We start from the raw sequence: 13,607 nt of genomic DNA on the forward strand, positions 1-13,607 counted from the left end.
AAGTCACACAGCACGTCAAAAACAGAGACTTGGGATGACGCGACGCCAACCAAGTCTCTGTTTTTAATTGCTCACTTTTCTTTCTTCTCACTCGTGCGGAATACTTTCGCACTGCGAACGTATTCGTTGTCGGAAATACCAAGGCGTGCGTTGACGATTCGGGCTGCTACGAATAGGTAGTCGGATAATCGATTCAAGTAGCGCTGAACTATCGGGGAAACGTCGTCTGCCGCGTTCATCAGCGTCACCGTCACACGCTCTGCGCGGCGAGTGATCGTGCGGGCGATGTGCAATGTAGCGGCCGCGGACGAGCCGCCAGGCAGGATGAAACGTTCCAGTTCCGGTGCTTCTTCCATCAACTTGTCGATGCGCTCTTCAAGCACAGCAATTGGCGCTTCATCCAACTTATAATGACGCTCTTTCATGACGTTCGCCAAGTCGCCGCCACCGTCGAACAATTCATTTTGGATGGTCTCCAAATCGGTCAGAATATCTGAGAATTTATCGCCTTCCAACTCAGTCATTGCTTTTCCGATAAACGAATTCAATTCATCAATTGTTCCGTATGCTTCTACGCGTAAATCATCCTTTGCGACGCGTCCTCCGATTAAACTTGTCGTGCCTTTATCACCTGTTTTTGTATAGATTTTCATAACAGTCCACTCCTTTTGATAGTTTGGGGAATACCGTACCAAATCCGTATGATGTCTGTTGCTTCTGCAAATAATTGCTGATACAACCGGCCGCACCGATCACGCAAGTCACGTTGTTCTGATCCGAGCGGGACAATGCCGCGGCCCACTTCGGTTAAAATGAACACAGTATCAGGCGAGCTGATTTCGCGAATTGCATGAAGCGATTCCGACTCACTTAATGATGTAGATTGCAGCCAATCATGTAGATCCGAGATGACGAGCCGTTCGCCAGGCGCTGCAGAACCTGCTGTTTCCATTGTACAGAAGAACGATGGTTGATCTCCAATCCAGCGCCTTACATATTCTGTTTTGCCGTTATAGGCACCACCGATAAAGATGTGCATGGCTTCCCTTCTTTCCATTGCTGCTCATTTTCCCACTCGAATTGCCAAACCGAACCGTTCCCTACATGCCATTCCCAGAATGAACGTGAATCCGTTGAGAATGCTTCCAACAGTAATCGAATCACCCCGCCATGTGTCACGACGACCGCTTCATTCGGCAAGTCATACAAGGCGTCGAAGACCCGTGTTTTCACTTGCAGCAAAGTTTCTCCATTACGCGGAGCCACTTGCCACGGTGCTTCCAACCAGCTGCGGTAATCGGTGTCGTCCTTTAATTGTTCATAGGTTTTACCTTCAAAATCTCCAAAGTGGCACTCTCGCCAACGTGAATCCTCATGATAGGCAGCTTCAGGAAAATAGATCGCTGCCGTTTGACGTGTTCTTTGCAGATCACTTCCATACACTTGGTCGACACTGTTCGGAAATTCAACGGGAACTCCTTTAGCACAAGCCAACTCAACATCCGTCCATCCGCAATATTGTCGTTTTTCATTGGCAGCTGTTTTCAAATGCCGAATGATAAATAAACGATAAGGACGAGCCATAAAAGCACCTCCATTCCTTCAATGAACGCGCCGCATAGATCTCCTGTCACACCGCCAAAATGTTTGACGGTCCAACTTCGATAAAACAAAACAGCTATGATTAGTGTCAGCAACGCGACGACGATGATGCCCAATGAACTGTACAGCAATCCTACCCCTACTGCAGTTAGAAGACTGACAGCAGCCGCTGCTGCCACCATACGCTTCCGCAGGAAATGCTGTTTAAAAAAGTACGCCAGGCCGCTTTGCTTCGCTGTTTCTGTCGTTACGAAATAGAAGACCATTGCCGCTCGAGACAAGATCGGCACCGCAACAAGCAAGACCCAGCCATGTTTCATTCCCAAAATTTCCATGAACAGTCCAACCTTTAATCCAAGCAAGACAAGCAGCGAAAGGGTGCCAAATGCGCCGAGTCGGGGGTCTTCCATGATCGTCAGTCGTTTTTCACGGTCTTGATAGGAAAAGAAGGCATCTCCGAGATCTGCGAAGCCGTCCACATGCAGCCCGCCTGTTGCGATGATTCCTGCAATCAGTATGAGCATCGCGGCTAGGAAACTATTGAAATCACTGAAGACCATTGCAGTTCCCGCAAGCAGCAAACCGATTCCCCCGCCAATGAGCGGCAAGGCGATATACATGCCGGACACTTCGTTCTTTCCGAGTGGCAATTCTTTCCTGACAGGCAATGAAGTAAAAAATTGGAGTGCCAATAAAATGCTACTCATCGAACGTCACCCTTCCAAACGACAGGTAATCCGTGATCCATTTCTATTGCCGCGTCCGCGCACTGAACGATTTGCTGGTGCGTCGTGCCGATTGCGTTCCGATAAAATTCTGTTTCTTCATCATAATGCGGCCATTCATCGAGCACTTCATTGGAAACAATGACGAGATGGGCGGCAATCTCTCTAATTTGCTCGATGGTGTGTAACAGTTCACACCTTTTCTGATCTAGACAATCCGGACGTTTCCAACATGGCGCACCGTCTTCAATCCCCTTATACATTTCATTCGTCAACCATGTTGTCAGGCAATCCCACAACACGAAATCGCCCTGTTGTAAAAGAGGAACTACTTGGTGAAGATCCACCGGCTGTTCAATCGTTAGCCAGGCATGGTCTTTCCGGTCATGCTGATGTTTCGCGATCCGTTCTTCCATTTCATGATCAAATGCCACGCCAGACGCAATGTAGACAAGTCGCCCCGTCGCCTGTGCAACGAGCAGTCGTTCAGCATATGCGCTTTTCCCGCTGCGGGCACCGCCGCTAATGAAGGTTACTGTGCCTTGAGCCATTTTGTCATCGCCTCCCGCAGCCGTTCCATCATCGTTTCTGATTTCATGCCAACCCGCAACCATTTTCCTTCCAACCCGAGAAAGTTCTCTGTGTGACGAAGAACCATGCCTTGTTCCAATAAATTTCGATACAACTCTCTCGCATCTCGTTGCGGTTTGAACAGCAGGTAATTCGCTGCCGAATCAATCACTTTGCAATCATGTGCACGCAGGAATCTCACCATCTTCAAACGTTCAGCTTCCGCATATTGAATCGCTTGCTCACGATATGATGCTTCTTGCAAACATAGCACCCCAATTTCAGCAGCCAATCCATTCACATTCCAATGAGGAGCCTGCCGTTTCACATCCGCAATAATTTCAGGATGGGCTACCATATACCCCAGTCGAATTCCAGGTATGGCATACATTTTCGTCATAGAGCGCACAACAATCACGTGAGGATATGCTTCGAGATGCTGAATAAATGAATAGTTTTCATCAACAAAATCAATAAATGCTTCATCCAGCACCACTTCCGTTCCGCTCGACTTGGCTGTAATGATAACTGCCAGCAATTCATCAACGGACGGCAAAATACCTGTTGGATTATTCGGCGTGCATAAATATATGGCCGCTGCACCAGGCAAAGCCTTTTCAATTTCTGCAATGGGCAATGTGAAATCTTCTGCCTCACTCGCCTGAACCGATACAACTTCCGCTCCATTTGCTTCCAATGTAGCGCGGTATTCGGAAAACGCAGGGTCAATCAGCACTACTCGTTTCCCGCGGTAACGCCCGGCAAGCAAGGACAATAATTCTGCTGCACCGTTGCCCACAAGCACTTGCCGTTCGCTGACGCCGTGAAATTGAGCAGCAGCCGCCTTGAATGGTTGACCATCCGGATCGGGGTAATTCATTAATTTCGTTATTAAATACGGCCATGCTTCCACGATCAATGCAGGCGGCCCTGCTGGATTACAGTTCTCGCTAAAATCCAATACTTCATCCGGCACGGACAAACCAAACACCTCGTACAATCTTGAGCTATTCGCGCCATGTTCAGGCAATTGCATACATCAACACTCCAATCGCTGTGAATAGGAACCAGAAGATCCATGAAACGACGTGCATTTGGTTAATGGAAGAGCGGATATGGGAAGCAGATGTCGGAACGAGATCCTTGAGCGGTCCCATCTTCGCGCGTTCCGAAGTCACGCCGCGGTATGTATTTTTACCCCCTAGCTGAATATTCAGTTGCCAAGCTGTTGCAGCTTCCAAATATCCACTGTTCGGACTCGGGTGACGCTTGGCATCACGCAGCCATCCTCTAAAACGTTTACCGAGCGATAAGCCGCCTTCATTCAAAGTGAATAAAACAATCAGCAAGCCCGTAATCCGCGATGGTATGACATTGAACAAATCGTCCATTCGCGCCGACACTTTACCGAATTGCAGATAGCGATCATCTTTATAACCGACCATTGAATCGAGCGTATTGACCGCCTTGTATAGCCAAAGACCCGGTGCTCCGAGCAAGAACGCCCAAAATAACGGAGCCGTAATGCCGTCTGATGTGTTTTCTGATACCGTTTCGATCGTTGCACGTGAAATTTCACCGGCATTTAACTTATCCGTATCTCGCCCGACTATCCAGCTGAGTTTTTCACGCGCTTCTTTCATTTCTCCTGACTGCAATGGTTCATAGACTAGCAGAGCTGCGTCCCGCAAACTCTTTTGCGCAAGTCCCGCTGCAACCAGAATTCCTTCCACCGCAATTCCTGCAAGTAAATGAAGGCGATACGCAAAGCTGACAAGCCAAATGACCAAAAGAAAAGTCACTCCGCAAATGATCAGCCAGAGCAATGCACCTTTCATCGTACGCAGCTTCCCTTTATTCAGCAGCTTCGTCAAATTATGTATCGATGTGCCGATCCACTTCACTGGATGCGGCCAATTAGGAGGATCACCGATGATTCGGTCAAGTACTATGCCAATGGCAATCGCAATAAAATGTGCAGGAATCATTCTGCTTCATCCTTCGCTTGTCGGTACGAATGAATCGCGTGTACAGTGCATTCATAAACCCCACGGCCAATCAATTTCCCAAGCTGCGTAATCGGCCCAGCGTAAGGAAGCGAAGCCCCTTGCTGTGTCGACGCGATCAACAAACTGTCTGTTGAAGTGCCTGTTGCAATCGTCTTTGATTCGGGATCGATGACTTCTTCGTCCTGTAAAGCTTTCGTTTTGGCTTCGGTTGCTGTAATCATCGCTTGAACGAATGCTTCTTCTGACAGTAAGCCATTAATGAAAATCCATGTATTGATTGTGCCAATATACGGCAACTCTTCGCGTTGCCAAGCTTTCGAAACATCCACCGCATTGCCGATTCCTACTGTCACCGCAATCACGATCGATCCGAATTCCGCTTTGAACTCCTGCACGTTGACATACTCTGGGCTGACGGCCGTCATCATCGCGACCGTATCCGTCAGCTGATAATCATATGACAACAAGTAATCCGCCAGCTCACTTTGTACATCATCGCAGTGATAATCGTGCCGCACCCCACGGTTAATAAAGGTTCGATACCAGCCCATGCCCGCATTGTGGACAGCGGATGAAATTGTCTTGAGTGGCTGTTGCGCCTGCAAAACTACATGATCTTCACGAATTTTCACATCTTCTTTCATGATCCGGAACTGCTCTGTTTCTTCTTTCAAATCCGGCAATAGCGTCATTTGCGGTTTCGGCATTTCTGGGTGAGGCTGTGTTTTGACGCGCGCCTCATAAACCGAGCGGATTTCCTGTTCAAGTACAACTTCCTGTGGTGTTCCGATTGCTGCCACTTCACCATTCTTCATTAACAGCAATCGATCACAATAAAGCGCCGCTAAGTTAATATCGTGGAATACAGAAACAACGGTGATGCCCTTTTGATGCGCTTGATTGCGAATGGTATCGAGCAATTGTTGCTGATGCGCAATATCCAGATGATTCGTCGGTTCATCGAGCAATAAAATCGGTGCTTCCTGGGCGAGCGCTTGGGCAACAAATACACGCTGTTGCTCGCCTCCCGACAATAACTCAATCGGCGTATCTTCATAGCGCGTGATACCTGTATAGTTCATCGCTTCCTGTACTGCACGTTCGTCCTGATCGGACCAACTGGAGAACAGCCCGGTCTGATGTGGATATCTCCCGAGCCCGACGGTATCCTTCACCGTATGGGAAAATGCATGGGCATGAAGCTGCGGCAACACTGCCACTTTTCGTGCAAATTGTTTCTGTGTATAAGCGGAAGCGGATTTTCCATCAATCGTGACCTTTCCGCCTTGCTTCGGTAAAATGCCTGAAATAATTTTCAACAGCGTGGATTTCCCACTGCCATTCGGTCCTAAAATTCCAAGGACCTCTCCTTTTTCTACGTGGAATGACACCCCCCGTACAACCGGTTCCTTACCGTATCCTCCTGACACTTCATCTACCTGCAGCATGTCACATCGCTCCTTTTCTGCGTTGCTTGTAAAAGATGTAGGCAAAGACTGGAGCCCCGATAAATGCCGTAATGACACCAACAGGCAGTTCAGCCGGCGAAATAATCGTCCGCGCCACTAAATCACAAATAATCAATAAGGAAGCTCCGTTAAATAAGGACAACGGCAAGACATGCCGATGATCCGACCCCCACATCAAGCGCGTCATATGCGGAACAACCAAGCCGACAAAGCCGATGGTCCCGGAAACTGCAACCGCAGAGCCTGTCAGTACAGAGCCGCCGATCAAAATCATCATTTTACGGCGTTTCACATTGACTCCTAAATGATGTGCACGCTCTTCACCAAATAGCATGGCGTTCAGTTCCCTGCGATTAAGCCAAAGAATGAATGAACCAATGATGAAAAACGGTAACACCATCGTGATATATTTCCAACCGCGCATGGAGACACTACCGAGCAGCCAGCCAATGATTTGGCGCAGCTCTTCTTGTGTTAACGCAATCATCAAGGATAAAACAGAACCTAAAAACGAACCAAAAATAATACCTGTTAAAATGATCGTTTCCATTTTCATTGACCGATCGACCAGACGGGCAAAGCCGATGACCAAGAACATCGTCGCAGCTGCCCCGACCATACTGAAGACGGGTAAGGTAAAGGCGCCTAAGAACGGCAGGGAGATACCAAAAAAGAGTGTAATCACAGCGCCTACAGAGGCACCGGATGACACTCCGAGGGTGTATGGATCTGCTAATGGATTTTTCAACAATCCTTGGAAAGCAGCGCCTGAAATTGCAAGAGATGCGCCGACAATTCCAGCCAGCAGCACACGCGGCATGCGGATTTTCCAAAGAATATTGCTCGCAGTTGCATCTGCATCGTTCCATAGCGTCTCAATCGGTATCTTCACTGTGCCGATCGATACACCGAGCCAAATTGCCACAAGTAGCGTGGCAATTGACACAGTATAGGCGATAGCCGTTTTACTCACCAAACACCTCTGGATAGATCGCTTTTGCATAAGCTTCCAATCCGTCCGCTAAACGCGGACCTGTCCGGCTTGTGATATTTTCATCCACTTGAATGACTTGATCTTCTTTCACTGCAGTGACCGTATCGAAACCGTCACGCTTCTTAATGTTTTCAACAACATCCGGCACATAGCTGTAGGACACAAGAATGACGTCCGGACTTTCATCGACGATCGTTTCAGGACTGATCATCACCCATCCTTCTTCTGTGATGATGTTTTCTGCATTGATTATGTCCAAGAACTGCTGCGGGAATGTGTTTTTACCAGGCGCATAAATTTCTGGTGCATCTGAGTTTTCCACTAACACCGTTTTCTTGTCTGTGATATCCGCTGCTTTCGCTTTGATATCTTCAACCTTTGCTTTCATATCTTCTACGATCTTATTAGCTTCCTCATTTTTATCCATGATTTCGCCGAAGATTTTAATCGTTTCATATGTTTCTTCGAATGTTTCTGCAGTCGGTATAACGACTACCTGGATGCCCGCGTCGCGAATTTGGTTCAAGCCTTCTTCACCAGAGCCTAACATCATATCATGCGCGAAAACGACATCTGGTTTCAATGAAATAACTTTTTCCACGTTGACGTTATAATCTCCGACTTTATCGAGATCTTTCACTTCTTCTGGAAAATCATCGTTTTCCGTGACAGCGATCACTTTATCACCTGCATCGATGCCAAATAAAATTTCTGTATTGCTTGGAATTAACGAGATGACAGTTTCCGGAGCTTTTTCAAATGTGATATCTTCTCCGACTGCATCATTGATTGTATATGGATAGCTGGAAGAATTTCCTCCTGCTTGTTCTTCCTGTTCCGTTTCTGCTGGTTGATCAGAATCGACTGGTGTTTCTTCTTTCTTGCTGTCGTTACCGCATGCTGCAAGCACAAGGACTGCCAGCATCGCTGTCAGCAACAGCTGCCAAAACTTCTTCATGTGATTTCCTCCCTTTGCGTTCATTACTTATTACGTAGTCTGCCGCAGACATAAAAAAAATCCTTCGGTCATTTCGAAGGATTGGACAGGATGAAATCTATGTCAGATTACCACCACTGTGCCTATCCTCGTAGGCTGCTGCGGAACTTCATTTCCTAAAAGGCAGGTACCTGGCTTGTGCATGGAGCACGTACAGTGGCGGGACCGCATCGGCTTTTACCGATTTCCCTTTTCATCTCTATTTGACTTAGAGAACCTTTCGGAATTATGTAATTTGTAATCGTGCTCTATTATACTATAAAACAAACTGTTGTACAGCCGGAGTGCGCGCTAAAGCTTAATTTCACTGCTTAGGAAAGGTGGGCCTGGGTGTTATGTCCAGGGATTTAAGGCAAAGATGTGTTCCTAACGCTTCGCTTTTACTCGCAAAAGCCGTTCTTCGCTACAGCTTTCGCTCCAACCCTAAATAAATAGAGGAGATATAAAGTGAAACCATTGTATGTAATGAGTAAATAAGTATCGCCCATTGAACTCACTTATAAAAAGAATACCTAACGCTATACATTCGCCTCTAGAAGGTATCTATTCTAAGCCACTTTCATTAACCTCTTTACCTCATAATCAAACTAGAAAGACAGAGGACCGAACCAAAGTGTATGCGAACCGAGCCACCCCTCACATTAACCGTGCCAAACCTGGTGCAAACCGGACATTTCCTACACTACGACAAATGTCTAAAAAGTAAAACGGACTTCCTCGGTACTCTCATTGAATGAAAGAGAGTTCCTAGAAAACGAATCAGCATCAGAGCGGAAATAAAAAACAAGCAAGAGTTGTCGATAACTCTTGCTTGGCTTGTTTAATTTGAATCCGGAATTACATCCGTTCAGGTGCTTCTACGCCGACTAGTTTCAATGCATTGGCAATCGTAATGCTTGTTGCAGTGACCAAGGCGAGTCGCGCTTCGGATAGTTCTTTGTTTTCAGGGTCGAGCACTTTATTGGCGTTATAGAAGCTATGGAATGCAGCAGCGAGTTCTTGGATATACGTCGTTATTCGGTGCGGTGCGCGCAGACGCGCGGCGTCGCTGACGAGTTTCGGGAAGTCGCCGATTTTTTTCAACAGCTCCAGTTCTTTTTCGTCTTGCAATTGAGTGACGTTATCTGTTGAAGCTTTTAAGTTTTGCTCTTTTGCTTGACGCAAAATTGAACAGATCCGGGCATGCGCGTATTGTGCATAGTAAACCGGGTTTTCATTGGACTTGGAAACTGCCAGGTCGAGGTCGAAGTCCATTTGGGCATCGCCTGAACGCATAGCGAAGAAATAACGTACGGCATCAAGTCCTACTTCTTCGACTAGTTCACGCAGCGTGACGGCTTTCCCTGTCCGCTTGCTCATCTTGAACTTTTCACCGTCTTTGTATAGCTGAACCATTTGCGCTACTTCCACTTCTAACGTGTCGCGATCGTAACCCAGTGCTTGGATTGCTGCTTTCATACGCGGGATGTAGCCGTGGTGGTCCGCTCCCCAAATATTGATGAGCTTATCGAATCCGCGACGCAGTTTATCTTCGTGGTACGCGATGTCCGGCGTCAAATATGTGAATGAACCGTCTTGTTTTATCAGCACGCGGTCTTTGTCATCGCCAAATGTCGTGGAACGGAACCAAGTTGCTCCCTCTTCTTCATAGACATGGCCATTTTCACGCAGCTTATTCAGCGCTACTTCAATTTTACCGTTGTTGTACAACGATGTTTCAGAGAACCAGTTGTCGAAATGAACTCGGAAATCAGCCAAGTCCTTCTTTAATTTATCCAATTCAATTTGAAGACCGTGCTCACGGAAAAATGCCAGGCGTTCTTCTTCCGGCATTTGTACATAACGGTCGCCATGTTCCTCCGCCAGCCCCTTTGCAATCTCAATGATATCAGGTCCGCGGTAGCCATCTTCTGGCATCTCTTTATCCAAACCGAGCGCTTCGAAGTAACGGACATCAATGGACAATGCCAGGTTATTGATTTGATTTCCTGCATCATTAATATAATATTCACGCGAAACATCATAACCCGCTGCGTCAAGAATATTACAAAGTGAATCGCCTAATGAAGCTCCACGTGCATGTCCAAGGTGCAAATCACCTGTCGGGTTCGCAGAGACGAATTCCACTTGGACTTTCTGCTGCTTACCGCTTTCGGAATGACCATATGCTTCACCTTGATCAAGCACCGATTTGACAACATCTGCGAGACTGTCAGCTTTTAGACGGATATTGAGGAAACCAGGACCTGCAATTTCGATCGTTTGGATTGCCGTGTTAGACGTGTCCAATTGCTCTAAAATCGCCTCTGCAATTGCGCGCGGCGGTTTTTTTGCAAGTTTCGTAAGCTGCATCGCGATATTCGCTGCGTAATCCCCGTTCTCCTTATTTTTCGGTGACTCCAGTTTAATTTCTGGCATCTCTGACTGTTCAACGAGCCCTGTCTTCTCAACCGCCTGCTGCAATGCCTCTTTAATTTCGTGCTGAATTTGTTCCACTGCGTTCATTTCGTTACCTCCGAATAGGTTATTGTCAATTGATATTTCCCTAATAAATTTCCTTCTGCATGCAAATCATAGGTTACTGAAAAAATCCCTGGTGTCCACTGAAGTTTTTTCGTTTCGACCAACAAATCCATGATGGCTGGGCCGTTTCCATATGTACCAAACCTCGCATCATCCGTTCGGAACGGCAATCTCATCTGAACGCCGCCTTTTCGCATGATAAACGCGTCTTCCGCATGAAGCTTCACTGTCGTACGGACAGACGGCATACCTTCTGTCTGTTCTTCAAACAATAGATAGGCCTGTCCTTTTTTTTCAATGATTTGTCCTGTCGCCTGCATTTCATGTGTTTCCGCCGGCTGTCCCGGATGCTGAATTTTAGAACGGAGCTGGACAAGCACCGCTTTTTGCTGTTTTGGCGCTTCCATTCGTTCACCGCCTTATGTAGATAGATTTACTCATTATACACTTCTTTCACTGCCACTTTCAATGTTACCGAATCCAAACTTTTTTGCAGGCGCCGTTTAATCCAAACCAATCCTTCCCATACTAGCAAAAGATACTGAATGGAACGGGATGGGATGTTCAATGAAACGTACCGACTATAAAAAAACGACGAATCGGAAAAAGTATAGAAAGCGTATTTTTTCGATTTCCATAACATTGATTACGGCTGCGGTCACAGTGATGATCGCGTTGAGACTCTACGCTCAAATACTTGGGGCTCCGTCACTGAGCGTTCCGAAGGCTTCGCTATTTTTGGATCAAAATGGTCATCAGATCGGAGATCACTTTTCACAGCAGCGCCGTTACTGGATAAAATTAGACGATGTTTCCCCTTTTTTAGCAGACGCCTTCATCGCGACGGAAGATCGGCAATTTTATGAGCATAATGGTTTTGATTACTCTCGAATTGCAGGAGCTGTTTTGAAAGATGTCAAAACGATGAGTAAAGCGCAGGGTGCCAGTTCGATTACTCAGCAATATGCGAGGAATTTATATTTAACTCATGAGAAGTCCTGGACACGAAAAATTCGGGAAGCACTCTTTGCCTATCGGTTGGAAGTATTTTACGATAAAGATACGATTTTAGAAGGGTATCTGAATACAGTTTATTTCGGTCACGGTATGTATGGTGTGGAAGCAGCAAGCCGTTTCTATTTTTCGAAATCGGCTAATGAGCTAACGTTGGAAGAAGCTGCGACGATCGCAGCAATCGCCAAAGGACCATCGATTTATTCGCCGCTTGATAATCCGGAAAGATCACGCGACCGCCAGCTTCTTGTGTTAAATCAAATGGAAAAGTACGGATACATCACATCTTCTCAAAAAGAACGTGCTTCTACAGGGGCCATCGTGTTGAAAACGGAAAGCTGGAAAGAAACGAAACAAGTCGCACCGTATTTTTTAGATGCGGCCTGGCAGCAAGCAGAGGAAATATTGGCGGAAAAAGGGCGTGTGCCTGCTGAAGGAGGTTGGACGATCCGCACGACGCTGGACCAGCAACATCAGCAAACCGCAGAAAATGTCATCAAAGAATGGATGCCAGAGAACGAATTGCAAGTCGGTTTCGTATCCATGGAGGCAGACACCGGTTATATCACCTCGATGGTCGGCGGTGTGGATTTTGCGGAAAGCTCATTTAACCGGGTCACACAAGCGAAACGACAGCCTGGTTCCGCGATGAAGCCGATCTTGTATGCCGCCGCGCTGGAAAAAGGATTCAACCCGCTGACGTTTATGACTGCGGAGAAGACCATCTTCACGTATGATGACGGTCGCTCAACGTATGAACCGAGCAATATTAACGGGAAATTCGCAGGTAAGCCGATTTCATTGGCACAGGCTATAGCGATTTCGGATAATATTTATGCCGTGAAAACGTTGGAGGAAATTGGCTATAAACAGTACACCAAAATGGCACAGCGTCTCGGCATCGACGTATCGTTCCAGGAATCCCCTGCAGTTGCGCTCGGAACGTCTGACGTGACACTGTTGGAGATGACGACTGCCTATAATCGGATTGCATCAGAAGGTGTTCAAGTCAAACCGCAAATGGTCTTGTCGATTACAGATTCAACCGGGAAAGTGGTTTATGAATATGAGTCAAAGAAACCTAAACAGATCATATCGAAACAAGATGCATTTGTGCTGACGCATTTGATGACGGGGATGTTTGATCCGGTATTCAGCGACTATTTATCCGCTACAGGTTTGTCCATGCGCCCGAAGCAATCACGGCCTTATGCAGCTAAATCCGGCACGACGATTTCCGACCAATACTTGATCGGCTTCTCCCCTTCATTGACGGCGGGGATTTGGACAGGATTCGACCGGGGAAAACAACTCGAAGACTTGAACGACAAAGCCGCTTCGAAAAAGATTTGGATTGATTTTATGGAGAAAGTACACGAAGGCAGCACACCCGAACCGTTTCTGCCTCCATCCGGAGTCCAAGGAGTGATCGTGGATATCGAAACGGGCGGCATAGCAGTCAATGAATGCACAAAGCAGCGACTTATGTACGTCCGTGATAAGGATGTACCGAAAAAACTATGCACCGATCGTTCGTTGCGCGAGCAAAATTCCGGAGAACAGGAAAATTCAAAGATGGAGCTTTTCCCATTTTCATTTTTTGAGTGAATGTATTGATTCTGTCTGCGACGTATTCTCTCAATCAGCTATATTTTTAAAAAGAAAAAAGCCTCGCTCTCCGAATCCGCGGAGAGTGAGGCTTTT

General features: G+C 46.8%; 13 protein-coding genes and 1 riboswitch. Of the genes, 1 reads left to right on the top strand and 12 read right to left on the bottom strand.

The genetic code is table 11. From position 1 onward, the window contains the following. Positions 1-71: 71 nt before the first annotated feature. The 12 genes from B5D59_RS06815 to B5D59_RS06870 form a co-directional block, all read right to left on the bottom strand. The gene (locus B5D59_RS06815) at positions 72-653 is read right to left on the bottom strand and encodes a cob(I)yrinic acid a,c-diamide adenosyltransferase (RefSeq protein WP_009766244.1); all 582 of its coding nucleotides are present in this window, start codon (positions 651-653) and stop codon (positions 72-74) included. Continuing rightward, positions 650-1,039: a bifunctional adenosylcobinamide kinase/adenosylcobinamide-phosphate guanylyltransferase gene (locus B5D59_RS06820; RefSeq protein WP_040758520.1), complete on the bottom strand. Its 390-nt coding sequence runs from the start codon at positions 1,037-1,039 to the stop codon at positions 650-652. The genes B5D59_RS06815 and B5D59_RS06820 overlap by 4 nt, the downstream gene beginning before the upstream one ends. After that, complete coding sequence (locus tag B5D59_RS06825; protein ID WP_078817386.1) at positions 991-1,584, bottom strand: histidine phosphatase family protein; 594 nt, start codon at positions 1,582-1,584, stop codon at positions 991-993. The genes B5D59_RS06820 and B5D59_RS06825 overlap by 49 nt, the downstream gene beginning before the upstream one ends. Beyond that, positions 1,545-2,309: an adenosylcobinamide-GDP ribazoletransferase gene (gene cobS / locus B5D59_RS06830; RefSeq protein WP_078817387.1), complete on the bottom strand. Its 765-nt coding sequence runs from the start codon at positions 2,307-2,309 to the stop codon at positions 1,545-1,547. The genes B5D59_RS06825 and cobS overlap by 40 nt, the downstream gene beginning before the upstream one ends. Next, positions 2,306-2,878 carry a bifunctional adenosylcobinamide kinase/adenosylcobinamide-phosphate guanylyltransferase gene (locus B5D59_RS06835; RefSeq protein ID WP_009766248.1) on the bottom strand — a complete coding sequence of 191 codons (573 nt, stop codon included), beginning with the start codon at positions 2,876-2,878 and terminating at the stop codon, positions 2,306-2,308. The genes cobS and B5D59_RS06835 overlap by 4 nt, the downstream gene beginning before the upstream one ends. Continuing rightward, positions 2,860-3,933 carry a threonine-phosphate decarboxylase CobD gene (gene cobD, locus B5D59_RS06840; protein WP_009766249.1) on the bottom strand — a complete coding sequence of 358 codons (1,074 nt, stop codon included), beginning with the start codon at positions 3,931-3,933 and terminating at the stop codon, positions 2,860-2,862. Before cobD ends, B5D59_RS06835 begins: the two co-directional genes overlap by 19 nt. Next, complete coding sequence (cbiB, locus tag B5D59_RS06845) at positions 3,920-4,882, bottom strand: adenosylcobinamide-phosphate synthase CbiB (RefSeq protein WP_040758989.1); 963 nt, start codon at positions 4,880-4,882, stop codon at positions 3,920-3,922. Before cbiB ends, cobD begins: the two co-directional genes overlap by 14 nt. Continuing rightward, a complete protein-coding gene (locus B5D59_RS06850) occupies positions 4,882-6,354 on the bottom strand; it encodes an adenosylcobinamide amidohydrolase (protein ID WP_009766251.1) in 1,473 nt (490 codons plus the stop codon). Before B5D59_RS06850 ends, cbiB begins: the two co-directional genes overlap by 1 nt. A gap of 1 nt (position 6,355) precedes the next feature. Beyond that, on the bottom strand, positions 6,356-7,348 hold the full coding sequence (locus B5D59_RS06855; RefSeq protein ID WP_009766252.1) for a FecCD family ABC transporter permease: 993 nt from the start codon (positions 7,346-7,348) through the stop codon (positions 6,356-6,358). Then, on the bottom strand, positions 7,341-8,327 hold the full coding sequence (locus tag B5D59_RS06860) for an ABC transporter substrate-binding protein (protein ID WP_040758522.1): 987 nt from the start codon (positions 8,325-8,327) through the stop codon (positions 7,341-7,343). Before B5D59_RS06860 ends, B5D59_RS06855 begins: the two co-directional genes overlap by 8 nt. A gap of 144 nt (positions 8,328-8,471) precedes the next feature. After that, positions 8,472-8,602: riboswitch (cobalamin riboswitch) on the bottom strand. Between the two features lie 601 nt (positions 8,603-9,203). After that, positions 9,204-10,871, bottom strand: a complete 1,668-nt coding sequence (gene argS, locus B5D59_RS06865) for an arginine--tRNA ligase (RefSeq protein WP_078817389.1) — start codon at positions 10,869-10,871, stop codon at positions 9,204-9,206. Beyond that, positions 10,868-11,296, bottom strand: coding sequence for a YwiB family protein (locus B5D59_RS06870; RefSeq protein WP_078817390.1), 429 nt, complete (start codon positions 11,294-11,296; stop codon positions 10,868-10,870). Before B5D59_RS06870 ends, argS begins: the two co-directional genes overlap by 4 nt. Positions 11,297-11,456: 160 nt before the next feature. Here B5D59_RS06870 and B5D59_RS06875 point away from each other — a divergent pair, with 160 nt between their 5' ends. Beyond that, positions 11,457-13,511 (top strand): transglycosylase domain-containing protein, encoded by a 2,055-nt coding sequence (locus B5D59_RS06875; RefSeq protein ID WP_078817391.1) that lies wholly within the window; start codon positions 11,457-11,459, stop codon positions 13,509-13,511. Positions 13,512-13,607: the final 96 nt, after the last annotated feature.

The sequence above is a fragment of the Sporosarcina newyorkensis genome, from assembly GCF_900167515.1.
GTDB classification, from domain to species: domain Bacteria; phylum Bacillota; class Bacilli; order Bacillales_A; family Planococcaceae; genus Sporosarcina; species Sporosarcina newyorkensis.